Consider the following 23,169-nt stretch of genomic DNA (forward strand, 5'->3'; position numbering starts at 1 on the left):
GAAGGGGCGCCTGGTGACCACCGGGCGCCCCTTCTCGCATGTCAGCGGTGCTTCAGCTCCTGTTGAGCTCGAACCACACCACCTTGCCGGTGCTGAGCCGGGTCGCTCCCCACCGCCGGGCCAGCCGGTTGACGAGGTACAGCCCTCGCCCACCCTCATCGGTGGCCCGGGCCTGCCGCAGCCGCGGCAGTTGCGGCACGTCGTCCCCGACCTCGCACCGCAGCACATCGGTCCGCAGCAACCGAAGCGTCACCGGCCGGGTCGCGTACCGCACCGCGTTGGTGACGACCTCACTCACCAACAGCTCGACGGAGTCGGTGAGATCCTCCATGCCCCAGCGGGACAGCGCCCGCCGCGCGAGGCGCCGCGCACGCCCCGGCGCCGCGTCCTCCGGCTCCAGGAACCAGTACGCCACATCACTGGGCGCGATCCCGTCGAAGCGGGCCGCGAGCAACGCGATGTCGTCGTCCCGGTCACCCGGCCCGAGCATGTCGAGCACCTCGTCGCACAGCGCCTCCAGCGGCGGCGGATGATCCGGTCCGGTGAGCTGAGCCGTCGCGGCGAGCTTCTCCCGCAACTGCTCTATGCCGGTCCACACGTCCCGCAGCCGGGACTCGACAAGCCCGTCGGTGTACAGCAACAGCGTTGCCCCGGCCGGCGCGTCCAGCTCCACGGCCTCGAAGTCCACGCCCCCGACACCGATCGGCGCGCCCGGCGGCACCCGGAGCACCTCGGCACGGCCGCCCAGGTGCAGCAGCACCGGTGGCGGATGACCGGCGTTGGCGATGGTGATGCGGTGCGACACCGGGTCGTACACGGCGTAGAGGCAGGTCGCCATACGGTCCGTACCGAGCCGCTGCGCCTGCTCGTCGAGGTGGTGCAGCACCTCCTGCGGGGGCAGATCGAGCCCGGCCAGCGTCTGTGCCGTGGTCCGCAACTGACCCATGATCGCCGCGGACGTCATGGAATGGCCCATCACGTCACCCACGACCAGGGCGACCCGGCTGCCCGGCAGCGGGATCGCGTCGTACCAGTCACCGCCCACCCGGGCCGTCTCGGCGGCGGGCAGATAGCGCGACGCCAGCCGCACTCCCGTCGGCCGCGGGAGCGTCTCGGGCAGCATGGTGCGCTGCAGCTCGTCGGCGATGTACGCCTCACGGCCGTAGAGGACCGCCTTGTCGATGCCCAGCGCGCTGTGCGTGGCGAGCTGGGCGGCGACGAGCAGGTCGTCCGGGTCGAAGGGGACGCGGTCGGGGCGGCGCAGGAACAGGGCGGCGCCGATGACCCGGCGCCGGCCGCGCAGCGGGGCCAGAATCGACCGCCGACCGGTCGGTACGGTGAACTCGCCGCCCTCGCCGAGCAGCTCGGGCAGCGCGGCGCGGGCCGCGGGCGTGTCCGTGAAGACCGGCCGCACCCCGCGCAGCACCTCGGCGAGCGCACTGCCCGGCTGCACCTCGCACAGTTCGGTGCCGAGGGCGTCCAGCTCGGTCGGGTTCTCCGGCACCGGCACCGGCAGGATGCCGTCTTCCAGGTCCCGCTCCTGCTGTGGGATCCGGTCACTGCGCCGCAGCCGGAGCACAAGAGGGCCGGTGGGCCGCTCGTCGCCGACGGGCAGCGGGTCGCGCAGATAGACGAGGATCGCATCCGAGAAGGTCGGCACGGTCGCCCGGCACAGACCCATCACGATCTCGTCCAGGTCGATGCCGCGGGCGATCCGGCGGGTCGCCGCGCCCACGAAGCGCAGCCGGTCGCCGTCCCGCCGCATGGGCGTGGGCCGGCCGGGGACCGCGCCGTGTCCGGTACGGCGCTCCTCGCCGCCCACGCCGCTCTGGGGCCGGTCCTCCTCGGCGCCCGGCTGGACCGGGACGCCTTCGGACACCGGCCGCGGGCGATGCGTGTCCTGCTCGGCGGCGGCCGGCTGGGAGTGCTCGGGGCCGGTAGCGGCCGGGTTCATGCCCATGTCCTTGTTGTTACCGGTCGTACCGGTCCTGCCGGTCGTGCTGCTGCCCTGGACGACGGGTGCCGCGTCCGGCGTGGGGTCACCGGAGCGGGCCTGGACGGGTAAAGCCGTCGGCGCCTCGACGCCCTGGGCGGACGGTGGCGCCGGGGAACGCAGGAGCGCCCCGCGGGGGTCCGTGGGGTCGACGCCCGGCTGGGGGCGTTCGAAGGAGGTCGGGTGCTCCGTCACGCGTGTCGAATCCGTCCGTCCGGGGCTGCACGCCGTACGCGCAGTTGGTCCCGCCGAAATCCCGATACCCGGAATGCGTGTCCCAGGAACGGAATTCCCGCGTGGTCAGGGGCTGTTCCTGCGTTTTTGGTCAAGCTTTCGCGGCCCGTACCGGTGTTGCCCTCATTCCCCACGCTCACGTCCTGCCGCCCCTCGGTGACGATCGGTCAAGCCAAGTGCCCGCTCCGGTAGTTGCCGCTGCGCTCTCTTGCGGAGGACGATCCTACGTTTGCAGCCCCGGGGCGCATCAAGGGTCTCATGAGGACAAGTGCGCGGGCATACGGTCCCAGTCTTCCGGAAGAAGCGGCACAGTCCAGGACGGATCGGGCCGCCAGTCGGGCCAGCCGTCCGAGAACGGCGGGCCCCAGGCGCGGATCACCTCCACCGCGGACCGCCCGGCCTCCCTGACCTGTTCGGCCTGGTCCGGGCCCATCAGCCCGTCCTGCTGGGCCTGCGCGAACTCGTCCTCGTCCCGCCACTGCCAACCACGGTCCGGATCCACGGTGATGTCCAGGAAGTGGTCCTCGGAGTCCACACCCCCGGCCCACCGAGCCAGCGGCTCCTCGAGGTTCACATACCAGTTCTTGAACCGCCAGCCCGGCTCCCAGAACAGCCACACCGACCACGGCAGTCCCGGCCGCGCCAGCTTCAGCACCCCGGTGCCGAACCAGCGGTCCCGCTGCACGGAACGCGGCTTGGTGTAACGCGACTCCAACGGCTCGGCATGCACCGCGGTGCCGTCGGCCAGCACCGGCTTCACACACTCGGTGCCCGGTGCCAGCCACACGGCGAGCAGGTCCTCGTCGTCGCGTACGACGGTGACCGGGCGGGCGATGTGGACGTGCGTGCCGGCGTTCTCCCGGTAGCGCCACAGGATCTGACTCCCGGGCTCCCAGAAGTGCGCCGACGTACCCGCTTCCACCGCTCTCACCGCTCCACCGTCTGCCATGACCAGATATTAGGTGCCGTAGGCATACGACGCTGCGGTGCGCGTCACGGTTCACCCCGGGGCGGGGAAAGGTTACGGCCGTGTCATCCGCAGGACATCCAGCGCCTCGTCGAGCTGCTCCTCCGTGAGATCGCCGCGTTCGACATAGCCGCTCTCCAGCACGACCTGGCGGATCGTCTTCAGCTCCGCGAGGGCCTTCTTGGCGACCTTCGCGGCCTCCTCGTACCCGATGTACTTGTTGAGCGGGGTGACCACGGAGGGCGAGGACTCGGCGTACTCCCGGGCGCGTTCGCGGTGCGCGACGATCCCGTCGACGGTCCGGTCGGCCAGCAGCCGGGACACGTTGGCGAGCAGCCGGACCGACTCCAGGACGTTCTTGGCGATGACCGGCAGCATGACGTTGAGCTCGAAGTTGCCGGCCGCACCGGCGGTGGCGACGGTCGCGTCGTTCCCGACGACCTGGGCGGCGACCATGAGGACGGCCTCCGGGATCACGGGGTTGACCTTGCCGGGCATGATCGACGAGCCGGGCTGGAGGTCGGGCAGGGAGATCTCCGCGAGCCCGGTCCTGGGCCCGGAGGACATCCACCGCAGATCATTCGCGATCTTCGTCAGACCGACAGCGATGGTCCTGAGCTGTCCACTGGTCTCGACGATCCCGTCCCGGGCGCCCTGCGCCTCGAAGTGGTCCCGCGCCTCGGTGAGCGGCAGCCCGGTGGTGCGGGCGACCTCCTCGATGACAGCGGCGGGGAAACCGGGCGGGGTGTTGATGCCGGTACCGACCGCGGTGCCGCCCAACGGCAGTTCGGCGAGCCGGGGAAGAGAGGCCTGCAGCCGCTCGATGCCGTACCGCACCTGTGCCGTGTACCCCCCGAACTCCTGCCCCAGGGTCACCGGGGTCGCGTCCATCAGATGGGTCCGCCCGGACTTGACGACATCGGCGAACTCCTCGGACTTGCGGGCGAGGGCCGTGGCGAGATGGTCGAGGGCGGGGATCAGATCCCGGGTGACGGCGGCGGTGGCGGCGATGTGGATGGAGGAGGGGAAGACGTCGTTGGACGACTGGGAGGCGTTGACGTGGTCGTTGGGGTGCACGTCACGGCCGAGCCGCTCCGTCGCCAGCGTCGCGATGACCTCGTTGGTGTTCATGTTGGACGAGGTGCCGGAGCCGGTCTGGAACACGTCCACCGGGAAGTGCTCGTCCCACTGCCCCTCGGCGACTTCGGCCGCCGCCTCCTGGATCGCGTCGGCGATGTCCTTGTCGAGCACACCGAGACCGGCGTTCACCTTCGCCGCGGCGCCCTTGATGCGCGCCAGCGCCTCGATGTGGGCGCGTTCGATGCGCTGCCCCGAGATCGGGAAGTTCTCCACGGCCCGCTGCGTCTGCGCCCGCCACTTGGCGTCGACGGGGACCCGGACCTCGCCCATGGAATCGTGCTCGATGCGGTATTCGCTCATGTTCAGTACAGCGAACGGGACGCCGGGGATGTTCCGGACGGTGGGCTGCCCGGGTGCCGTTTGCCGTGTGATCCAGGTCATGACTTCCACGCCTTCGTGGCCGCCCGGTCGGCCGTGCTGTTCCGGGGCGCGCTCGTCCTGACTGGAACCGGGACGGCGCCGAGGACTGCTCCTGGAGGCCCTGGAGGCCCTGGAGGGCCTGCCGCAAGTGGCGCACGATCTCCGGCAAGGACGCCCGGGACGCCTACGTGCGGCGGATCATGGTGCCCCTTCCGCCGTTCGGTCCAGCAGGCGGACGGCCCCGACCGGGCCGCCCCGGCGACGAGCACGGACAGCTCGACAGTAGGGCCGGTTGGTGTGCGCGCCGCAGCAACTGCCCATGCGGACGCGGACGGTCGTGGTGCTGCGGGACAGACAGAAGGAATCCGATGTCCTAGTACGACGAGGCACGGCCTTCCGGCTGCACACCCTTCGAAGAAGAACTGACGAATGCCATGAACCGATTCGCGGACTCCGCCGAGACCCGGAGTTCGACGTGCCGCAGATCCTGCGCCGCACCTGTCGCCGCCGGACCGTCGCCGCCGCCGTCGTCGCCACCGCCCTCACGCGGCGGGCAGGGGTCGGTCCTGGCCACCTCGGTCGCGAGCAACAGCAGCGGTTCGCCCTCGACGGCCACCGGCACGGCCACCAGGAGCGACGCCACCACCCTGCTGTACGACGAGAACCCGAACGTCCCGGCCGATATGGCGGACCGGCCCCTGGACTGCGCCAAGTCGTACCTGGAGAAGGCCACCAGGGACTGCAAGCCGGGCTCGGTGATCGGGGTGTCCCGCGCGCCCCGAAGATCGTCCACAACGGCGACCCGGTCAGCCTCGTCGTCCGCGCAGGCTGAACCGACCTCTGAACGACGCCCGCCCTGCGCCCATCAGTGCCCCGCGCAGGCCCAGGCGGGACGCGGACGTGGCGCCGCGAGGCACCCTCGGTGTTCCCGTTCGGCCACCGATTCGAGCGCCAGGAGGATGGTATTCCGATTTGGCGTGTCGCGGGCACTTCATCACACTTCGGGGAAACCTCGCCCAGGGCGGTCGATAACAGACGAAAACGGGAAATCGAGGCTAAAGTGACCATCGCCCTCGCGTATTGCGAGAGCATCAAGTCCTTTTCTTCCGAGGGGTATCCCGTTGATGCCGGTCAAGAACTACCGGACACTTCACGGCATTCGTGGTGTCGCGGCCCTGTGCATTGTAGCCGTGCATTCCCCACGACTGTTCGGGGTGATGCCGGAATTCTTGGGTTTGGCTGTCGATCTCTTCTTCGTACTCAGTGGCTTTGTGCTTGCTCATGCCTATGAGGATCGTTTCCGTCAGGGGATGACCCCTCTGACGTTCCTTCGTCAGCGCTGGGTGCGACTGTGTCCGCTGTACGCCGTGGGGCTCCTCCTGGGGATCGTCCGCCAGGCGATGTGGCTGTACGACTCACCCACGGTGGCGTGGACCTGGAGCGATCTGCTCATTGCGCTTCCGTTTGCCGTGTTCATGCTGCCGGCACCGCTGTCGCCTGCCTTTCCCTTCAATGCCCCGATGTGGTCGATCTTCTTCGAACTCCTGGCGAATCTGGTGTGGGCGGTTTTCTGGCGCCCGCTTCAGTCCGTCAAAGTCCTCGCAGGCGCGGTTGTGGTGTGCGGCGGATTCTATTCATGGGCGCTGATGTACTGGGAAACCCCTGGCCTGGGTGTGGCGTGGGTCAACTTTCCCGGAGGGCTCGCCCGGGTGGGTTACTCCTTCGCCGTCGGCCTATTGATCTACCGCCTGCGGGACAAGGTGCGTACGCCCCGGATTCCGCCGCTGGTCTTGATGGGCGTACTGCCTGTGATGGCGTTCTTCAGGCCTGGCCTGATCGGGGCGCTCCTGTCTGTGCTGTTCGTGTTCCCGCTTGTCGTCCTGCTTGGTGCGAGGAGCGAGCCACGATCCGGCACCCAACGCGTGTACGAATCGCTGGGCAAGGCGTCCTACTGCGTGTATGTGCTGCATCACCCGCTGGCAGTCCTTCTTTACGCTGTCGTCCTGCAAGTCTCCGGACAGCGGTTGGAATCATTTGCCCCGTGGGGCGGATTCGTGTTCATGGCCATGCTGGTGACAGGGGGCCTTGTCCTGACCGATAAGTACGAGACGCCGGCACGACGGTGGCTGACGCGCCGCCCGAAGGTGAAGGGTAGGGAGCCCCTGCCTGCTCCGGGTCACGTCGCCCTGCCAGGAGGGCGCGCGGCAGAGGACGATGGTGTCGCCGACTCGGCGCCGCACGGAGCGCGGCCCCACCCGGGCCCGTAAGGGCCGCTCCTGGTTCATGAGTACACGAGGGCACGACAGAGCCCCTGGGCTCGCCAGGGGCTCTCTACGGGTGTCGCTATGGGTTTCGCCGCCGGGTCAGCTCAGGCCCGGTCCTCGCACCGGGATCGACGTGAACGTCGGCGCAGGCGCGGGATCTTGGAAGAAGTCGTTGCCCTTGTCGTCGACGACGATGAACGCCGGGAAGTCCTCGACCTCGATCTTCCAGACCGCCTCCATGCCGAGCTCCTCGTACTCGACGACCTCGACCTTCTTGATGCAGTCCTGGGCGAGCCGGGCGGCCGGGCCGCCGATGGAGCCGAGGTAGAAGCCGCCGTGCGCATCACACGCGTCGGTGACCTGCTTGCTGCGGTTGCCCTTGGCCAGCATCACCTTGGATCCGCCCGCCGCCTGGAACTGCTCGACGTAGGAGTCCATGCGGCCGGCCGTCGTCGGGCCGAAGGAACCGGACGCGTAACCCTCGGGCGTCTTCGCCGGACCCGCGTAGTACACCGGGTGGTCCTTCAGGTACTGCGGCATCTCCTCGCCCGCGTCAAGACGCTCCTTGATCTTGGCGTGCGCGATGTCACGCGCGACCACGAGCGGACCGGTCAGCGAAAGCCGCGTCTTCACCGGGTACTTGGTGAGCTCCGCGAGGATGTCGTCCATCGGCTGGTTGAGGTCGATCTTGACGACGTCACCGTCGGACTCGAGGTGCTCGTCCGTCGTCTCGGGCAGGAACCGCGCCGGGTCCGTCTCCAGCTGCTCCAGGAACACCCCCTCCGCGGTGATCTTCCGCCACGGCCTGGCGATCGGCCGAGCAGGACACGGCGATGGCGACCGGGCAGGACGCGCCGTGCCGGGGCAGTCGTACGACACGCACGTCGTGGCAGAAGTACTTGCCGCCGAACTGCGCCCCGATCCCGATCTTCTGCGTCAGCTCGAAGACCTTCTCCTCCAGCTCCTTGTCCCGGAAACCGTGCCCGAGCTCCGAGCCCTCGGCCGGAATCTCGTCCAGGTAGTGCGCGGAGGCGTACTTGGCGGTCTTCAGCGCGTACTCGGCCGACGTACCGCCCACGACGATCGCCAGGTGGTACGGCGGACAGGCGGCCGTACCGAGCGAACGGATCTTCTCCTCCAGGAACTTCATCATGGAGGCCTCGTTCAGGACGGCCTTCGTCTCCTGGTAGAGGAACGACTTGTTGGCCGAACCGCCGCCCTTGGCCATGAACAGGAACTTGTACGCGCCGCCGTCGGTGGCGTACAGCTCGATCTGCGCGGGGAGGTTGGAACCGGTGTTCTTCTCGTCCCACATGGTCAGCGGGGCCATCTGCGAGTAGCGCAGGTTGAGGTTCAGATACGCGTCGTAGATGCCCTTCGACAGCGCCTCCTCGTCACCGCCCGCCGTCAGCACGTTCTGGCCGCGCTTGCCCATGACGATCGCGGTGCCGGTGTCCTGGCACATCGGGAGGACGCCCGCCGCCGCGATGTTCGCGTTCTTCAGCAGGTCCAGGGCCACGAACTTGTCGTTGCTCGACGCCTCGGGGTCGTCGATGATCCGCCGCAGCTGAGCGAGGTGCGCGGGCCGCAGGTAGTGCTGGATGTCGTGGATGGCCTCCGTGGCGAGCTTGCGCAGCGCCTCCGGCTCCACCTTGAGGAAGGTCCGCCCGTCGGCCTCGAAGGTGGAGACACCCTCGGAGGTCACCAGCCGGTAGGGGGTGGTGTCCTCTCCCATGGGGAGCAGATCCGTATACGCGAACTCAGGCATCTCAGCCCATTCCTCACTCGAAAGACGGCCACCCACCTCCGTTGGCGGGCCTCACCAGCGTAGAACCTGTCCAGGGGCGGGAGCTTGTGAGGTAAGGCTCAGTCGGTTCGCCGAGAGTTGCCCACAGGTCTAGTCGCGATCTATCGCGTTTCGGTACGCTGCTGCCGTGGACCTTCAGAAGCCCGACCTTCAGAAACACGCGGACCCCGCACACGCGGTGGCCGACCTGCGTGCCTCGGACGCCGACCGCGACCGTATCGCCGACATCCTGCGCGAGGCCCTCGCCGAGGGCCGCCTCACCGCGGACGAGCACGCGGAGCGGGTCGAGGGGGTGCTGAGCGCCAAGACGGTGGGCGAGCTGGAGGTCTTCATACGGGACCTGCCGGCGGCTCACGAGCGCCGTGCCGCCCCGGCCTGGACCCCGGCCCCGAACCGCCCGACCGACGCGATACCCCACGACCCGGACGACAACGTGGTGGCGGTCCTGAGTGCCGCCGTCCGCAAGGGCCGCTGGCGCGCGGGCCGTCGTATCCACGCCTACGCGATCTTCGGCAGCGTGGAGATCGACCTCAGTGAGGCGATCTTCGAGTACCGCCAGGTCGTGATCAAGGCGTTCTCGCTCTGCGGCAGCGTCGAGGTGCGCGTCCCCGAGAACATCTCGCTGCGCGGCACGGGAGTCGGTGTCCTCGGCGACTTCCAGGTGGACACGCTCGACTCGGCCGAGCAGGACGCGCCCGTGGTGTACGTCGACGGCTGGGCGGTCCTCGGCAGTGTCGACGCGAAGCCGAAGCGGGGCAGGCTCGTCGCGGACATCCTCGACCGGGTTCAGCGCGCGGTCGATCGCAAGGTCGACAAGAGTTTGCGCAAACACCCGGATCATTGACGGGTGTGAATCCGGACGCGTCCAAGGCGAACGGATCCGCCCGTGGTGGGCTCCCGGAAGCGCACGCGACCGCCCGCGATCCAGCGGTTCGGGACTCAGTGCATAGGCGCGCGCACAGCGGGTAGGGCTTGCTGCATCGTCTCTCGCTCGCGAAGCCGTCGTCAGGAGTAGACCGTGCTGCAACCGCCGCATTCGTCCCTGCAGGTAGCTGCCGTTCCGGCCCAGCGGGTGCCAGTGCGGGACAGGGACCAAGACGCTCCATGGCACACCGAGGCGGTGTGCCGGCGCGACGAGGCCGGCCTGTTCTTCGCCCCGTCCAAGGAACCCACCGCCGCCAGGCTCTCCCGCGAGGAGGCCGCGAAGCGCGTCTGCGCCCGCTGTCCCGTCATGGTCGAGTGCCGCGAACACGCTCTGCTCCAACCCGAGCCCTACGGCGTCTGGGGCGGCCTCACCGCAGCGGAACGCCGGGTGGTCCTGGCCCGCAGGCGCCGCCGCGACCTGGAACTGCAGAAGGCGGCGAGGGCGGCGCGCATAGCCCAGGCGGGCTGAGGACAAGGACAAGAGGAGAAGGCGCCCCCTCCGCACTGGGGGCGCCTTCTCGCGAGGGGCGACCGGACTCCCTCAGCGGCGCGGGGAACTGCGCGAGAAGCCCCGCGCAGCCGCACCCGCCGATGCTCCGAAGCCCGCGAGCTGTGGGGCGCTATTTCGCGCGGTCGAAGTCGATCGCGCTGTAGGCCCGCAGCTTGCTGAGCCGGTGCTCGGAGTCGATCCGCCGAACCGTCCCCGACTTCGACCGCATCACGATCGAGTCGGTCGTCGCGGTCTCCGACCGGTACCGCACACCACGCAGCAGCTCACCGTCGGTGATCCCGGTGGCCACGAAGAACACGTTCTCCCCGGACACCAGGTCGTCGGTCATGAGCACCCGGTCCAGATCGTGCCCGGCATCGATCGCCCGCGCCCGCTCCTCGTCGTCCTTCGGCCACAGCTTGCCCTGGATCGTCCCCCCGAGGCACTTGACGGCACAGGCCGAGATGATCCCCTCGGGCGTACCGCCGATGCCCAGCAGCATGTCGACGCCGGTGCCTTCGCGCAGCGCGTAGATCGATCCCGCCACGTCACCGTCGGAGATCAGCTTGATCCGCGCCCCGGCCTCCCGGATCTCCTTGATGATCCCTTCGTGCCGGGGCCGGTCGAGGATGACCACGGTCACGTCCTCCGGAGTGGACCGCTTGGCCTTGGCGACCCGCCGGATGTTCACGGAGACCGGCGCGTTGATGTCGACGAAGTCCGCGGCTTCGGGACCGGTGACCAGTTTGTCCATGTAGAACACGGCGGACGGGTCGAACATCGACCCACGGTCCGCCGCGGCCAGCACGGCGATCGCGTTCGGCATGCCCTTGGCGGTCAGCGTCGTCCCGTCGATCGGATCGACGGCGATGTCGCACTCGGGCCCGGTCCCGTCACCCACGCGCTCTCCGTTGAAGAGCATCGGGGCCTCGTCCTTCTCGCCCTCGCCGATGACGACCACGCCGTTCATCGACACGGTGGAGACGAGGGACCGCATGGCACGCACCGCGGCGCCGTCGGCGCCGTTCTTCTCGCCGCGGCCCACCCAGCGGCCCGCGGCCATCGCGGCGGCTTCGGTCACCCGGACGAGTTCCAGGGCGAGGTTGCGGTCGGGGGCCTCTGAGGGGACCTCGAGTTCGGACGGCAGATGATGATGCTCGGTCATCGGAGCGCACCTTTCTGATACGACGACGGCCGGATGAGGGTTCGACCGTCGACTCTATCCTCAGTCCGACAAAATGAGCAGGGGACCCCACGGATGAGCGGACCGGGCACCTGCGACGATAGGGGGCGTGGCAGGTTCGAACGGCAAGCAGAAGACGGTCCGGGACATGATTCTCTCCCTGGGCCTGATCGGGATCGCGGCGGCGGTCATCTACGTGTTCATCCCGCACGACGACTCCGCTCCCGACATCAAGACGGTCGACTACCGCGTCGAGCTGCTCACGGCCCGCCGCGCGGCCTCCTACCCCGTGGCCGCGCCCCAGGGCCTGCCGGCCGGCTGGAAGGCGACCTCGGTGCGCTTCCAGGGCGACCAGTTCGACGCCTGGCACCTCGGCTTCCACGCCCCTGGTGGTCAGTACGTGCAGATCGAACAGTCGACTCAGAAGCCGTCGACGTTCATCGACGAGGCGAGCCAGGGCGGCGAGGCGACCAAGCAGACCCAGCAGATCGCGGGCCGCACCTGGACGCGGTACACGGGCGGCCGCTACGACGCCCTCGTGCACACCGGCGACGGGGCGACGACGGTGGTCGCGGGCACGGGATCGTTCGCCCAGCTGGCCGAGATGGCGAAGTCGCTCAAGACGGCGTGAGAGCGCACGAGAGGGCCCGGCCGCCTGGCAGCCGGGCCCTCTCGACGTGTGTCAGCCGTCTCAGACGGTGGTGACGACCTCGTCGTACGGCAGGCGCGGGGAGCGCGGGAACCAGGCGTCCTCGCCCGGCTTGCCGATGTTGACGACCATCAGCGGGGTGTGGTCGTCGTCCAGGAACTCCTTGCGGACGCCCTCGAAGTCCAGACCGGTCATCGGACCGGCGGCGAGGCCCGCGGCACGGATGCCGATGATGAAGTACGCGGCCTGCAGGGCGGCATTCAGCCCGGCGGCACCCTCGCGGGCGGGGCGCTCGCTGAAGAAGACGTCCTTGGCCTGCGGGAAGTGCGGGAAGAGGTCCGGCAGCTCCTCGTGGAACTCGTTGTCCGCGGAGAGGATCGCGACCAGCGGGGCCGTGGAGGTCTTGGGCTGGTTGCCCTCGGCCATGTGCTGGACCAGGCGCTCGCGGGCCTCGGCGGAGCGGACCAGGGTGATGCGCAGCGGGCTCTGGTTGAAGGCGGTCGGGCCGTACTTGACCAGGTCGTAGATGGCCTGGACCTGCTCGTCGGTCACCGGCTCGTCAGTGAAGGTGTTCGCGGTACGGGCCTCGCGGAACAGCAGGTCCTGGGCGGCGGGGTCAAGAACGAGAGACATGGGGGAACCTTCTCGGGTGGCGTCGACCCCGGAAACGGACCGGGGACCGGTTGACGATCCCGACGGTACGCGACTGAAGTTCAACATTCAACAAAAACCGGGGCGTGGTGATCCGCTTCACAGCTCACCCCCAGATCTCCTACTCGGCGTCGCCCTCGGCCCCGGCCTCTTCCTCCTCGGCCAGCGCCGCGTCCAGCCGTGCCCGCGCCCCGTCCAGCCAGCGCCGGCACACCTTGGCCAGCTCCTCGCCCCGTTCCCAGAGCGCGAGGGACTCCTCGAGCGTCGTACCGCCCGCCTCCAGCCGCCGTACGACCTCGATCAGCTCGTCCCGTGCCTGCTCGTACCCGAGCGCCTCTTCCGCCACCTTGCTGGTCATCCGCCCACCCTATGCATCGACTCGGACAACGAACTCACCCTCGGCGACCCGCGCCCGCAGGGTCTCCTCCGCCGTCACCTCGTCCGGCGCCCGCACCACATGCCCGTCGGCCTTCTGGAGCACGGCGTACCCGCGCTGGAGGGTGGCGGCAGGGGAGAGCGCCACCACGCGCGCGTGCGTGTGCGTCAGTTCGGAGTCGGCGCGGTCCAGCAGATGGCCCAGGGTGCGGCGGCCGCGGTCGACCAGGGAGGACACATGGTCGGCGCGCTCGTCGATCATCCGGTGCGGATCCTCTATCGACGGCCGCGCGAGGGCCTGCGCGAGGCCCCGCTCCTCCCGCTGGAGGAAGGACTCGACACACCGCCGCGCGCGGTCCTGCAGCGCCCGCACCCGCTCGTACTCCTCACCCACATCCGGTACGACCTTCTTGGCCGCGTCCGTGGGCGTGGAGGCCCGCAGGTCGGCGACGTAGTCGAGCAGCGGGGTGTCCGGCTCGTGCCCGATCGCCGACACCACCGGCGTACGACAGGACGCGACCGCCCGCACCAACTGCTCGTCGGAGAACGGCAGCAGATCCTCCACGCTGCCCCCGCCGCGCGCCACGATGATCACGTCCACGTCGTCCAGCGCGTCGAGTTCCTTGACCGCCTGGACGACCTGGGGGACGGCGTGCACGCCCTGCACCGGGACGTTGCGCACCTCGAAACGGACGGCCGGCCAGCGGTGCCGCGCGTTCTCCAGGACGTCCCGCTCGGCGGCCGAGGCCCGGCCGCAGACCAACCCGATGAGCTGCGGCAGGAACGGCAACGGCTTCTTGCGCTCCGGCGCGAACAACCCCTCCGCGGCGAGGGACTTCTTCAACTGCTCCAGCCGGGCCAGCAGCTCACCGACCCCGACCGGCCTTATCTCGGCGGCCCGCAGCGAGAGCTGGCCCCGCGGCGCGTACCACTCCGGCTTCGCCAGTACGACGACCCGCGCGCCCTCGCTGACGACATCGGAGATCTCGTCGAAGACCTGGCGGAAGCAGGTGACGCTCACCGAGATGTCGTACGACGGATCGCGCAGCGTGAGGAAGACGACGCCCGCGCCCGGGCGCCGGGAAAGCTGGGTGATCTGGCCCTCGACCCACACGGCACCGAGGCGGTCGATCCAGCCGCCGATCAGGCGCGACACCTCGCCGACGGGCAGGGGTGCTTCGGGAGTCGAGTTCACAGCCATGCCGCGAGCGTAACGGTCCGGTACGACAACGCACCGTCACCGGCCGTCACTGCTCGGCTGGTTCCGGCCTCCTTCGTTGCCCCGCCGACACCAGCAGCCCCACGACCAACCACACCGCGCCCACCACCTGTGCCGCCTCCGACGCCTCCACGATCACGGCCAAGGGTGCCGTAGACGCCGACCGGCGCCATGGGGGCGATGAACAGCAGCCCGTAGACCACGAGGTCCGGGAAGCCCAGGCTGCGCCGCAGGTCGCCGCGTCCCTCCTCGGTCGTACGGTCCGCCGTGCCGGTACCGGACATGGTGCCTCCGCCTGTGTCTCGCCCGCCCCGCCCCTCACATCTCCGGGTCAGTCTTCCCGGGAAGGTCACGAGCACGCGATCTTTGACCGCCGGACGCGGCCTTACGATGGGACGCATGACTGCTTCGCCTGGCCGCCGTGTCCTGCTCGCCGCCCCCCGTGGCTACTGCGCGGGTGTGGACCGCGCCGTGATCGCCGTCGAGAAAGCCCTGGAGCAGTACGGCGCTCCGGTGTACGTCCGGCACGAGATCGTCCACAACAAGTACGTCGTACAGACCCTGGAGAAGAAGGGCGCCGTCTTCGTCGAACGGACGGAGGAGGTCCCGCCGGGCAACATCGTCATGTTCTCGGCCCACGGCGTCGCCCCTGTGGTCCACGAGGAGGCCGCGCGCGGCAAGCTCGCCACCATCGACGCGACCTGCCCGCTGGTCACCAAGGTCCACAAGGAAGCTGTCCGCTTCGCCAATGAGGACTACGACATCCTCCTGATCGGCCACGAGGGCCACGAGGAGGTCATCGGCACCTCCGGCGAGGCCCCCGACCACATCACGCTGGTCGACGGCCCCTCGGACGTCGCCAAGGTCGAGGTCCGCGACGAGTCGAAGGTCGTGTGGCTCTCCCAGACCACGCTGTCCGTCGACGAGACGATGGAGACCGTCGACGCCCTCAAGGAGAAGTTCCCGCAGCTCATCTCCCCGCCCAGCGACGACATCTGCTACGCCACGCAGAACCGTCAGCTCGCGGTGAAGCAGATGGGTGCCGAGGCCGAGCTGGTCATCGTGGTCGGTTCCCGCAACTCCTCCAACTCCAAGCGGCTCGTCGAGGTCGCCAAGCTGGCCGGCTCCCGCGAGGCCTACCTCGTGGACTACGCGAGCGAGATCGAGGAGGCCTGGCTGGAGGGCGTGACCACGGTCGGCGTGACCTCGGGTGCCTCGGTGCCGGAGGTACTCGTCGAGGAGGTCCTGGAGTGGCTTTCGCAGCGCGGTTACGGCGACGTGGAGCTCGTGAAGGCGGCCGAGGAGTCCATCACCTTCTCGCTCCCGAAGGAACTGCGGCGCGACCTGCGCGAGGAGGCGGCGGCGCTGGTCGCGGAGCGTAAGGGGACCTCGGAAGCGTGACTGTCAGTCGTCCGTCGTAACGTAGGGCCATGCAGATCTTCGGCTTGGACATCGGCGGATCCGGGATCAAGGGCGCCCCTGTGGACCTGGACAAAGGCGACCTCACCCAGGAGCGCCACAAGGTGCTCACCCCGCAACCGGCGACGCCCGACGGGGTGGCCGACGGGGTGAAGCAGGTCGTGGACCACTTCGGGTGGACGGGACCGGTCGGCCTGACCTTCCCGGGCGTGGTCACCGGCGGCTCGACGATCCGTACGGCGGCCAATGTCGACAAGAGCTGGATCGACACCGACGCGCGCGCGTTGTTCGGCGAGCGGCTCGGCGGACTCCCGGTGACCGTCGTCAACGACGCGGACGCGGCGGGCGTCGCCGAGATGAACTTCGGCGCGGGCAAGGACCGCAAGGGCACCGTCATTCTCCTCACCTTCGGCACCGGCATCGGCAGCGCGGTCTTCGTCGACGGCGTCCTCGTCCCCAACACCGAGCTGGGCCACCTGGAACTGCACGGCCACGACGCGGAGAAGAAGGCCTCCAGCAAGGCCAGGGAGGACGAGGAGCTCACCTGGGAGCACTGGGCCCACCGCGTCCAGAAGTACCTCGCCCATGTCGAGATGCTCTTTTCGCCCGAGCTGTTCATCATCGGCGGCGGCGTCAGCCGCAAGGCCCAGAAGTTCCTGCCGCACATCGAGGGCATCAAGGCCGAGATCGTCCCGGCGGAGCTCCAGAACAACGCGGGGATCGTGGGGGCGGCGATGCGGGCGGCGCAGGAGTAAGAGGGCCGCGGAGTTGCGGGGGGTGAAGGGGTCAGGAGGGCGGGGGCCCGAGGCCGGTGGCAACGGCAGCACCGCCACACGGGCCCCGACTCGCACCTCCGGCCATCCGTTTCGCCGGTGCCGCCCCGGTTCGCGCCGCTCCCGACCGTGCGGCTGGAGCCGAGCGGCCCGGGAGCCGTCCCTCGTGCCCCGGCCTGCGAGGTCAGCGCGAGCGCCCCCGCACCAGGCGGATCCTGCGGACCAGTGCGATGAGGCCGGCGGCCAGTGTGCCGGCGTAGAGCCAGCCGGCCTGGGTGGCCAGCGCGGTGAACAGGCCCATCAGACGGCCCGAGGTGCCGCCGCCGCTGTCGGCGACCGGGACGAGCCCGACGGCGAAGGCGATCGGAACGATGATCGGGGCGGTCAGCAGATCGCCCCGGCGCATCCAGACCGCCGTCAGCACACTCACCGGCACGAACAGCACGCCGTACACCGTCAGCGACGAGCCGAACAGCAGGGAGACGAGGCAGCCGAGCACGAACATGAGCGCGGTGCAGAACAGGCCTCCGCCGAGCCCGGTGAGTCTGGGGTTGGGCAGCCGTCGCAGCGTCCGGACGACGGGCGGCGGCGGGCGGCGGGCCACCGGCGGCCGGCGCTCGCCGCGGGCCTGCGAGGGTAGCGGCGCTCCTTGGGTCGGGCGTCGCGTTCCGTTGTGCGGGGGGCGGGTCCTGTGTTGCTCCACTGGACCAACCTAGGTCTGTTTATGTGTGGAATCGCTCCTCGGACACGCGGTGGGAAAGACCTTGGCCATGCGTTCGAGAGGCCCGCCGGAGCGGGCTGCGACACGCCGTAGACTGGTGGATCGGCCCCCTGGCCGCCAGTCTCCTCACGTCTCCTCTCACGTACGGGAAGTCGCAACGTGTCGCTCACGATCGGAATCGTCGGTCTGCCGAATGTCGGCAAGTCGACCCTGTTCAACGCCCTGACCAAGAACGACGTGCTGGCGGCCAACTACCCGTTCGCCACGATCGAGCCGAACGTCGGCGTGGTCGGCGTCCCGGACCCGCGCCTTGCGAAACTGGCCGAGATCTTCTCCTCCCAGAAGATCCTTCCGGCGACCGTGGACTTCGTGGACATCGCGGGCATCGTGAAGGGTGCCTCCGAGGGTGAGGGCCTGGGCAACAAGTTCCTGGCGAACATCCGCGAGTCCGACGCGATCTGCCAGGTCATCCGCGCCTTCAAGGACGAGAACGTCGTCCACGTCGACGGCAAGGTCTCGCCCAAGGACGACATCGAGACGATCAACACCGAGCTGATCCTCGCGGACCTCCAGACCATCGAGAAGGTCCTGCCCCGCCTCCAGAAGGAGTCGCGGATCAAGAAGGACGTCGTGGCGAAGGTCGCGGCGGTCGAGGCGGCGAAGGAGATCCTGGAGAAGGGCGACACCCTGTTCTCCGCGGGCATCGTCCAGGGCTCCGGCAACGAGGAGCTCCTGCACGACCTGCACCTGCTGACGACGAAGCCCTTCCTGTACGTCTTCAACGTCGACGAGGACGAACTGGTCGACGAAGGCTTCAAGGACGAGCAGCGCGCCCTGGTCGCCCCCGCCGAGGCGATCTTCCTCAACGCCAAGCTGGAGGCGGACCTCGCCGAGCTCGACGAGGAGGACGCCATGGAGCTCCTGGAGTCGGTCGGTGCCGAGGAGCCGGGCCTCACCACCCTCGCCCGCGTCGGCTTCAACACCCTCGGCCTCCAGACCTACCTCACGGCCGGCCCCAAGGAGTCCCGCGCCTGGACCATCAAGAAGGGCGCCACGGCTCCCGAGGCGGCCGGCGTGATCCACACCGACTTCCAGAAGGGCTTCATCAAGGCGGAGGTCATCTCCTTCGACGACCTGGTGGAGACCGGCTCGGTGGCCGAGGCCCGCGCGAAGGGGAAGGCGCGGATGGAGGGCAAGGACTACGTCATGCAGGACGGGGACGTGGTGGAGTTCCGCTTCAACGTTTAGGCGCAAATCCACCACGTCGTCTTTGTTAAATGCGCAGGTCAGAGGGGCCCGACTCATCGGAGTCGGGCCCCTGGCTCTTTCCCGCGCTGGGATGGTGCTGGGATTTCTGACGGGCTGTCACTCATTTAGCCTCGCTTCAGGGGCCATAAGTGGTACCTTATCCAGTACCACTTGGTAGAGGGGGGTCAATCCATGTCGATAACTGCGAGTGAAGCCCGCAAGGCTCTCTTTCCGCTGATCAAGAAGGTCAACGACGATCACGAGGCCATTGAGATCGTGTCCAAGCATGGCAACGCCGTACTTGTCTCGGCAGAGGACTATGCGGCGCTGCGCGAGGGCTCGTACCTGCTGCGCTCGCCTGCGAACGCACGGCGCCTGCTCAAGGCGTACGAGAATGCTCTGAGCAACATCAATGTCTCGGAGCGCGAGCTGATTGATCCCGATGCGGCGGATCCTGCCGAGGGTGCTGCGTGAGGCTTGTCTTCGAGGACCAGGGCTGGGAGGACTACACCTCGTGGCTCAAGAACGACCGCAAGATGCTCGCTCGGATCAACAAGCTCATTGAGGACGTCAAGCGGGACCCCTTCACGGGGATCGGCAAGCCCGAGCCGCTTAAGTACCACTTGCCCGGGGCGTGGTCGAGGCGGATCGATGATGAGCATCGCCTGGTCTACCTGGTTACGGACAAGGAGATCGTGATCCTCGCAGCCCGCTATCACTACTGACCTTGGGGTTGTCCGTACTGGGTTACCGCTCTCATGCCGGAAGATGTCGGGAGCGCGATTGCAGCGGAAGCCTCCGCAGGGGGAGGCCAGGACCCGACGGGCAGCACTCCCGGCAATCCGACACGGGCCATACCCTGACCTGACGCATGCACTACTGCGTCTCCTCGCCTCAGGCGCTAACCCACCGCGCCATACCTTCAAAGGCGTCTAGCGTGCGGCTATGTCCCGGACCGAACCAGGCGCTGCAATCCCGACCCAGCCGGTCGTACAGCTCGGCGGCTCCGCGCACGTCGCCGCTGTGCCCAGTGAGGTCGGCAAGTTCCATGCGCGCAGTGATGACCAGAGCATGATCCTGGCCGTGCTTCCAGACAAGCTGTCGTACCGCGAGTTCGGCAGCGCTCAGTTGATCGGCGAAGCCGTTGTCGGACATGGGTGCGCCCGGCCCTTGCGAGGGGCCGTCGGCACGTCGCTCTGGCCCGGACGCATCGAGGTCCTGCTCGACCTCCTTGATCACGCGGACGACGGCGCGCGCGTTATGGGGCCGATGCTCGGGATCCTTGGCGAGTAGGGCCATGATCAGTTTTTCGAGTGTCGCTGGCACTCCTGCCACCCGGGCCCGCGGCGGCGTGGGCGCCTTGTTCTGGTGAGCTTGGGCGAGAGCGACGGGATCGGCGCGGGTGTCGCCGAAGGGTGGCCATCCAGTGACCATTTCGTACATCACGCAGCCCAGTGAGTACAGGTCGCTGCGTTCGTCGCCAGGCTCGGCGCAGCACCGGACAGTAGGGCGTAGACGACCCGCTCGTCCAGGCCGGTTGCCTCGACGTCTTTCGACCGGGCGGGTCCAGGCCCGCGACACGAGGTCGAAGCGGCGCTGGGCCTGCTGGGCCTGCCGGTGGTGTGCGGTCAGGCAGAACCGGATCCAGGGCCGGGTGTCCCGCTCGGGCTCCAATGCGGGCCGCCCACCTCCAGAACCTGGTAATAGCCCACCTCCAGGACCTGGCAATAGGCGTACGTGTTCTGTCCCCGGCCGAGCCACTCCTCGATGGAGGAGACCTCGGGTGACATCAGGGCCTCGCGGGAGAACACGAGGCTGGACAGGGCGCGGGACATGCGTCCGTTGCCGTCCTTCCAGGGGTGGATCTTGACGGGGTTGAGGTGGGCCATGGACGCGCGGGCGGGGGCCGTCGGGGCTGGTGACGTAGACGGGGTCGTCGCGCCAGCGGCCATGGCGCTTGTCGAGATGGTGGCCTTGCAGCATGAAGCGCAGGCCGTTGAGCAGGCCGGCGTCGTACCGGAAGTCGTCACCGGCGTCGGCGAGGGCCTGGATGTAGGTCATACCGCGGCTGGTAGCACTCCAGCTCGGCACGCGTCTTCTCCCCGGTCTCCAGCGGTTCCTCGCCGGACATGAGGGCTTCCATCGACTGTTGCGGCGTATCCCTCGATGGTGTTCGAAGCGTGTGGCACGCGGCCTGCTCGCCAGGCGCCCGTCTCGCCGGGGTGCGGTCGGCGGCACTGACATGCGCCGGGCGGCGGGTAGTTCCGCTACGAGGCTCGGAATCAACGCTGCCCGCTGCCCGCCCAGGTTCACCGACAGCGAGCAGCGGACCAGGCGGGGTCACATCACGCGACGGCGGTGCCCTCGAGTTCGACCATCTGGCCAGGGATCGCCAGGCGCGTCACGCCGAGCATGGTGGTGGTGGGACATCCGGAGGCTGTGCACCGGCGCGAAGGACGAACTGGTCGCCAAGCGCCGGTGCATGTCCGTCCGTACCCTGCGTCGCCGCATCGCCGACATGCTCGGCGCCCGACGTCGACGTCGAGGGCGAGAACCTGCGTCGGCGACTCGCCTCCCGAACCGACCCGAACCAGGACCCCGACAAGGACAAACAGCTGATCCACGGCTGAATCCACTCCCGAGCCGACCGTCCCGCAGGGGACGACTCGGCTCGGGGCCGTCCGCCCGACGTGGCTGAACCCACCCCTGAGCCGCGCTCCTGGTTGCTGACCCGCAGAGCAAGCGCGCCCCCGCCGCCACTGTCCCCACGGCTGAGCCGTCTCCGCCTGCCCGCACGGCTGAGCCGAGCCCCTCCCCAGCCGCGCCCGCTTTCCCGCGCGGCGGTACCCCGAGGTCGAAGGGCGGCCTCGCTCAGCCGTCCGTCACCGTCCGGCACGCCTGCGCGTACCCCTGCACCAGTGGTCGCCCCCCGTCCTCCTTGCGCCAGGCCAGCACGTATCTGCTCGGCCCGATCCCGCGCACCGGCCGGGTGACCACCCCGCCCAGGGAGATCAGAGGGGCGTTGCCGGCCGCCACGAGGCAGATGCCCAGGCCCGCGACGAGGGCCTCGTACGTCTCCTCCGTGCCGGCGATCTCCGCGCCGATGCGGGGAGGGCGGCCGGAGCGTTCGTCCAGCGCGAGCCAGAAGTCGCGCAAGGGGCCCGCGCTCGGCGGCAGGGCGAGGAACGGTTCGTCGGCCAGGTCGGTGAAGTCGACCTCCTCGCGGGCGGCGAGCGGATGGCTGTCGGGGAGGGCGACCAGGCGGGGTTCCTCGGCGACCACGGTCCATCCGTAGCGCTCCTCGTCGGGCAGCGGCAGCCAGACGAACGCGACGTCCGTCTCGCCGTCCGCGAGACCCGCGGTCGGGTCCTGCCAGCTCATCTGCCGCAGCCGTACGACCGCCTCCGGATGTGCGGCCGTGAAGCGGGAGCGGATCGCCGGGAGCAGACCGCCGCGGCCGGGGCTGGTGCTCATGCCGACCACCAGCGTGCCGCGCTCCGCCGCCCGGGCCGTCGCCATCGCGGCGTCCGCCGCCGACCAGGCCGCCAGCACCTGCCGGGCGTGCGGCAGCAGTGCCTCGCCCGCCTCGGTGAGCAGCACGCCCCGCGGGTCCCGCCGGAACAGCTCAACGCCCAACTGCCGCTCCAGCACCCGGATCTGCTTGCTCAGCGCGGGCTGCGACACGTACAACCGCTCGGCCGCGCGCGTGAAGTGCAGTTCCTCGGCCACCGCCAGGAAGTAGCGCAGATCCCGTACATGTACGTCGGTCGTCATAGCCATCGGTTATCACCGTGGGTCTTGGACGGGCAACCGACTTCCGCAGCAGGGTGGTTGGTGACACGAACGGCGGGACCACGAGGAGTCGTCATGAACAAGGTGTGGCTGGTCACAGGCGCGAGCAGCGGGTTCGGGCGGGCGATCGCCGAGGCGGCGCTGGCCGACGGCGATGTCGTGGTGGGCGCGGCCCGCCGACCCGAGGCGCTGGACGATCTGGTGGCCGCCCATCCCGACCAGGTGGAGGCGTTGCGTCTGGACGTGACCGACACGGCCGCCGCGGAGGCCGTCGTACGGGACGTGGTGTCCCGGCACGGGCGGATCGACGTGCTGGTCAACAACGCCGGCCGGACCCATGTCGGTGCCTTCGAGGAGACCACCGACGAGGAACTGCGCGAGCTGTTCGACCTGCATGTCCTCGGGCCGGCGGCGCTCACGAGGGCGGTGCTGCCCTCCATGCGCGGGCGGCGCTCGGGGGCGATCGTGCAGATGAGCAGCATGGGCGGGCAGATGTCCTTCGCGGGGTTCTCGGCGTACAGCGGGACGAAGTTCGCGCTGGAGGGCATGTCCGAGGGGCTCGCTGACGAGGTGCGGGAGTTCGGCATCAAGGTGCTGATCGTGGAGCCGGGCGCCTTCCGCACCTCGCTGTTCGACGTGAGCCATGCGGGAGCCAGTGCCGACAGCGGCGTCTACACCAAGGTGAGCGAGACCCGCGGGTTCGTCTCCGGCGGCGACGGCACCCAGGCCGGCGACCCCGCGAAGGCGGCGGCCCTGATCCTCGCCGCGCTCGCCGCCGAGGAGACCCCGCTGCGGCTGCCCCTCGGCGACGACGCCGTGACCGCCGTACTCGACCACCTCGACGGCGTACGGAACGACGTGGCCGCCTGGGAGAAGACCACCCGGGCGACCGCCTTCGACGACTGAGACGGCCGGGGGGGGGGGGCCAGCTAGCGGCGCCGGTTCTGTCCCCCCGCCCCG

General features: G+C 69.3%; 22 protein-coding genes and 3 pseudogenes. 10 read left to right on the forward strand and 15 right to left on the reverse strand.

Annotated elements, in window-relative coordinates:
* Positions 1-52: 52 nt before the first annotated feature.
* The 4 genes from QF027_RS31280 to QF027_RS31295 form a co-directional block, all read right to left on the reverse strand.
* Positions 53-2,188, reverse strand: coding sequence for a SpoIIE family protein phosphatase (locus QF027_RS31280; protein WP_307078457.1), 2,136 nt, complete (start codon positions 2,186-2,188; stop codon positions 53-55).
* A gap of 295 nt (positions 2,189-2,483) precedes the next feature.
* Complete coding sequence (gene fomD, locus QF027_RS31285) at positions 2,484-3,176, reverse strand: cytidylyl-2-hydroxypropylphosphonate hydrolase (protein WP_307078459.1); 693 nt, start codon at positions 3,174-3,176, stop codon at positions 2,484-2,486.
* Between the two features lie 72 nt (positions 3,177-3,248).
* Positions 3,249-4,634 carry a class II fumarate hydratase gene (locus QF027_RS31290; protein WP_306986547.1) on the reverse strand — a complete coding sequence of 462 codons (1,386 nt, stop codon included), beginning with the start codon at positions 4,632-4,634 and terminating at the stop codon, positions 3,249-3,251.
* A 433-nt stretch (positions 4,635-5,067) separates the two neighbouring features.
* Positions 5,068-5,487 (reverse strand): hypothetical protein, encoded by a 420-nt coding sequence (locus QF027_RS31295; protein ID WP_307078462.1) that lies wholly within the window; start codon positions 5,485-5,487, stop codon positions 5,068-5,070.
* A 331-nt stretch (positions 5,488-5,818) separates the two neighbouring features.
* Here QF027_RS31295 and QF027_RS31300 point away from each other — a divergent pair, with 331 nt between their 5' ends.
* A complete protein-coding gene (locus tag QF027_RS31300) occupies positions 5,819-6,961 on the forward strand; it encodes an acyltransferase family protein (protein WP_307078464.1) in 1,143 nt (380 codons plus the stop codon).
* 96 nt (positions 6,962-7,057) lie between these two features.
* Here QF027_RS31300 and QF027_RS31305 read toward each other — a convergent pair.
* Positions 7,058-8,726: pseudogene (locus QF027_RS31305) on the reverse strand (fumarate hydratase).
* Between the two features lie 166 nt (positions 8,727-8,892).
* On the opposite strand from QF027_RS31305, the gene QF027_RS31310 reads away from it, so the two are divergent.
* On the forward strand, positions 8,893-9,609 hold the full coding sequence (locus tag QF027_RS31310; protein ID WP_307078466.1) for a DUF1707 SHOCT-like domain-containing protein: 717 nt from the start codon (positions 8,893-8,895) through the stop codon (positions 9,607-9,609).
* 174 nt (positions 9,610-9,783) lie between these two features.
* Entirely contained in the window at positions 9,784-10,158 is a 375-nt protein-coding gene (locus QF027_RS31315) for a WhiB family transcriptional regulator (protein WP_079072149.1), read from the forward strand.
* Between the two features lie 151 nt (positions 10,159-10,309).
* Here QF027_RS31315 and glpX read toward each other — a convergent pair whose 3' ends face one another.
* Complete coding sequence (gene glpX / locus QF027_RS31320; protein ID WP_037719931.1) at positions 10,310-11,344, reverse strand: class II fructose-bisphosphatase; 1,035 nt, start codon at positions 11,342-11,344, stop codon at positions 10,310-10,312.
* Positions 11,345-11,471: 127 nt separating this feature from the next.
* On the opposite strand from glpX, the gene QF027_RS31325 reads away from it, so the two are divergent.
* Complete coding sequence (locus tag QF027_RS31325; RefSeq protein WP_306976849.1) at positions 11,472-11,993, forward strand: DUF4245 domain-containing protein; 522 nt, start codon at positions 11,472-11,474, stop codon at positions 11,991-11,993.
* Positions 11,994-12,053: 60 nt separating this feature from the next.
* On the opposite strand, the gene QF027_RS31330 is transcribed toward QF027_RS31325, so the two are convergent.
* From QF027_RS31330 to QF027_RS31345, 4 genes and pseudogenes are all read right to left on the reverse strand, one after another.
* Positions 12,054-12,644, reverse strand: a complete 591-nt coding sequence (locus QF027_RS31330) for a malonic semialdehyde reductase (protein ID WP_307078469.1) — start codon at positions 12,642-12,644, stop codon at positions 12,054-12,056.
* 139 nt (positions 12,645-12,783) lie between these two features.
* Positions 12,784-13,020, reverse strand: coding sequence for an exodeoxyribonuclease VII small subunit (locus QF027_RS31335; RefSeq protein ID WP_069763336.1), 237 nt, complete (start codon positions 13,018-13,020; stop codon positions 12,784-12,786).
* Between the two features lie 9 nt (positions 13,021-13,029).
* Positions 13,030-14,238: an exodeoxyribonuclease VII large subunit gene (gene xseA, locus QF027_RS31340; RefSeq protein ID WP_307078471.1), complete on the reverse strand. Its 1,209-nt coding sequence runs from the start codon at positions 14,236-14,238 to the stop codon at positions 13,030-13,032.
* Positions 14,239-14,399: 161 nt separating this feature from the next.
* Positions 14,400-14,540 (reverse strand): annotated as a pseudogene (locus QF027_RS31345) (amino acid permease); the annotation flags it as partial.
* A gap of 106 nt (positions 14,541-14,646) precedes the next feature.
* Here QF027_RS31345 and QF027_RS31350 point away from each other — a divergent pair.
* Positions 14,647-15,657, forward strand: a complete 1,011-nt coding sequence (locus tag QF027_RS31350; protein WP_306976843.1) for a 4-hydroxy-3-methylbut-2-enyl diphosphate reductase — start codon at positions 14,647-14,649, stop codon at positions 15,655-15,657.
* Between the two features lie 29 nt (positions 15,658-15,686).
* A complete protein-coding gene (gene ppgK, locus QF027_RS31355; RefSeq protein ID WP_307078472.1) occupies positions 15,687-16,430 on the forward strand; it encodes a polyphosphate--glucose phosphotransferase in 744 nt (247 codons plus the stop codon).
* 202 nt (positions 16,431-16,632) lie between these two features.
* Here the strand turns inward: ppgK and QF027_RS31360 are convergent, their stop codons facing one another.
* Positions 16,633-17,151: a DUF6542 domain-containing protein gene (locus QF027_RS31360; protein ID WP_306976839.1), complete on the reverse strand. Its 519-nt coding sequence runs from the start codon at positions 17,149-17,151 to the stop codon at positions 16,633-16,635.
* 177 nt (positions 17,152-17,328) lie between these two features.
* Between QF027_RS31360 and ychF the strand changes: the two genes are divergently transcribed.
* The 3 genes from ychF (at position 17,329) to QF027_RS31375 (ending at position 19,142) form a co-directional block, all read left to right on the forward strand.
* On the forward strand, positions 17,329-18,417 hold the full coding sequence (ychF, locus tag QF027_RS31365; protein WP_306976837.1) for a redox-regulated ATPase YchF: 1,089 nt from the start codon (positions 17,329-17,331) through the stop codon (positions 18,415-18,417).
* A 192-nt stretch (positions 18,418-18,609) separates the two neighbouring features.
* Positions 18,610-18,891, forward strand: coding sequence for a type II toxin-antitoxin system Phd/YefM family antitoxin (locus QF027_RS31370; protein ID WP_125261986.1), 282 nt, complete (start codon positions 18,610-18,612; stop codon positions 18,889-18,891).
* Positions 18,888-19,142 carry a Txe/YoeB family addiction module toxin gene (locus QF027_RS31375; RefSeq protein ID WP_009321768.1) on the forward strand — a complete coding sequence of 85 codons (255 nt, stop codon included), beginning with the start codon at positions 18,888-18,890 and terminating at the stop codon, positions 19,140-19,142. The genes QF027_RS31370 and QF027_RS31375 overlap by 4 nt, the downstream gene beginning before the upstream one ends.
* A gap of 169 nt (positions 19,143-19,311) precedes the next feature.
* Here the strand turns inward: QF027_RS31375 and QF027_RS31380 are convergent, their stop codons facing one another.
* From QF027_RS31380 to QF027_RS31395, 4 genes and pseudogenes are all read right to left on the reverse strand, one after another.
* Positions 19,312-19,863 (reverse strand): hypothetical protein, encoded by a 552-nt coding sequence (locus QF027_RS31380; protein ID WP_307078475.1) that lies wholly within the window; start codon positions 19,861-19,863, stop codon positions 19,312-19,314.
* Between the two features lie 182 nt (positions 19,864-20,045).
* On the reverse strand, positions 20,046-20,369 hold the full coding sequence (locus QF027_RS31385; RefSeq protein ID WP_307078477.1) for a Fic family protein: 324 nt from the start codon (positions 20,367-20,369) through the stop codon (positions 20,046-20,048).
* 393 nt (positions 20,370-20,762) lie between these two features.
* Positions 20,763-20,849: pseudogene (locus QF027_RS31390) on the reverse strand (RidA family protein); the annotation flags it as partial.
* A 439-nt stretch (positions 20,850-21,288) separates the two neighbouring features.
* Complete coding sequence (locus QF027_RS31395) at positions 21,289-22,197, reverse strand: LysR family transcriptional regulator (protein ID WP_306976826.1); 909 nt, start codon at positions 22,195-22,197, stop codon at positions 21,289-21,291.
* Positions 22,198-22,284: 87 nt separating this feature from the next.
* On the opposite strand from QF027_RS31395, the gene QF027_RS31400 reads away from it, so the two are divergent.
* Positions 22,285-23,115, forward strand: a complete 831-nt coding sequence (locus QF027_RS31400) for an oxidoreductase (protein ID WP_306976824.1) — start codon at positions 22,285-22,287, stop codon at positions 23,113-23,115.
* Positions 23,116-23,169: the final 54 nt, after the last annotated feature.

It is taken from the genome of Streptomyces canus, assembly GCF_030816965.1.
In the GTDB taxonomy this organism is placed as follows: domain Bacteria; phylum Actinomycetota; class Actinomycetes; order Streptomycetales; family Streptomycetaceae; genus Streptomyces; species Streptomyces canus_E.